This window comes from Stenotrophomonas maltophilia group sp. Smal13 (genome assembly GCF_030236855.1).
Taxonomy (GTDB): domain Bacteria; phylum Pseudomonadota; class Gammaproteobacteria; order Xanthomonadales; family Xanthomonadaceae; genus Stenotrophomonas; species Stenotrophomonas maltophilia_A.
Map to the genome: position 1 here is coordinate 5,677 of NZ_JASJSQ010000044.1, position 1,705 is coordinate 7,381.

1 protein-coding gene is annotated in these 1,705 nt (G+C 68.3%); it reads left to right on the forward strand.

Annotated elements, in window-relative coordinates; genetic code table 11:
• On the forward strand, window positions 1-1,514 hold a 1,514-nt coding region (gene mprF, locus QRO95_RS14985), incomplete at its 5' end, for a bifunctional lysylphosphatidylglycerol flippase/synthetase MprF (RefSeq protein WP_285302903.1).
• Window positions 1,515-1,705 lie beyond the last annotated feature (191 nt).

Here is a 1,705-nt window from a genome sequence, read left to right on the forward strand (position 1 = left end):
TGGTCATCGACGGCACGCTGCCGACGCCGCGCCGTCACCTGGTCAACGCCTCGCTGCCGATCCTGGAAACCTCGCACCTGATCGGCAGCCTCAGCGGGGTCGCGCTGCTGCTGATCGGCCAGGGCCTGGCCCGGCGCAGCCATGCGGCGTGGATGCTGGCGATGGTGGTGTGCGTGGTCACCCCGTTGCCGTTGTGGCTGCGTGGTGGCCAATGGCTGATCGCAGTTTCCGCAGTGCTGGCGGCGATGGCGCTGTGGGCCGCGCGCCGCGAGTTCTACCGCCAGGGCGCACTGCTGGACGAAGCCTGGTCGTGGCCGTGGCTGCGCAATCTCGGCCTGGTGCTGGTGGCGGTCACCTGGCTGCTGTTCTTCACCTACAGTCATGTCGAATACCAGAACGAGCTGTGGTGGCAGTTCGCGGTGTCGGGCAATGCACCGCGCGCACTGCGTGCGTTGCTGGTGGTCGCCATCGCGCTGGTGATGTTCGGCCTGGCGCGGCTGCTGCACAGCACGCGCAGCCCGCTGCCAGCCGCCGACGAGGCCACGCTGCAATCACTGGCGCCGGTACTGGTCGGTGCCACCGATACCCAGGCCTGCCTGGTACTGACCGCCGACAAGGCGGTGTTGCGCGATGACGCGAAACAGGGCTTCGTGATGATGCAGCGCTACGGCGGTTCGCTGATCGCGATGGGCGATCCGGTCGGCCCGCCTGACGTGGCGCGCGCGTTGATCTGGCGCTTCCGCGAGGAAGCCGACCGGCTGGGCCTGCGCCCGGTGTTCTACCAGGTGGGCGAGACCTACTGGCAGACCTACCTCGACCTGGGCCTGGGCCTGGTCAAGCTGGGCGAGGAAGCGATGGTGCCGCTGCACGACTTCGGCCTGGAAGGCCGCGAACGCGCCGATCTGCGCCAAGCCTGGAACCGGGGCAAGCGCGGTGGCCTGTCCTTCCGCGTGGCACCGGTGGAGGAAATTCCCAGCCTGCTGCCGCGCCTGCACGCAATTTCCAACGCGTGGCTGGAAGACAAGGCCGGCGATGAGAAGGGCTTCTCGCTGGGCAGCTACGACCCGGATTACCTGGTGCGCTTCCCGGTGGCGCTGGTCGAGGCCGAGGGCCAGATCGTGGCGTTCGCCAACCTGTGGCAGGCACCGGCCGGCGCCGAGCTGTCGGTCGACCTGATGCGCCACGTCAACGAAGCACCGAAGGGCACGATGGACTTCCTCTTCATCGAACTGTTCCTGTGGGGCCGCGCGCAGGGCTATGCGCGTTTCTCGCTGGGCATGGCACCGTTGTCCGGGCTGGCACAGCATCGGCTGGCCGGTCGCTGGAACCGACTGGCCGGCCTGCTGGCGCGGCACGGCGAACGCTTCTACGGATTCAGTGGCCTGCGCCGCTTCAAATCCAAGTTCGATCCGCAGTGGCGGCCGCGCTATCTCGCCGCGCCCGGCGGCATGCATCTGCCGGCCGCGCTGCTGGATGCCACGCGCCTGATCTCGCTGGATCCGCGGCGGAATTGAAGCCGCGATCCGCCGGGCATGGCCCGGCGCTACCTGCCACCCGGTAGGTGTCGACCTTGGTGGACACGCTCATTCCACGGCACCTTCAGCCCTGGCGCCGACCAAGGTCGGCGTCTACCAACAGCCGTCGAGCGTAGCTCGACGCTACATGCGCCTGGTAGGTGTCGACCTTGGTCGACACGCTCATCCCG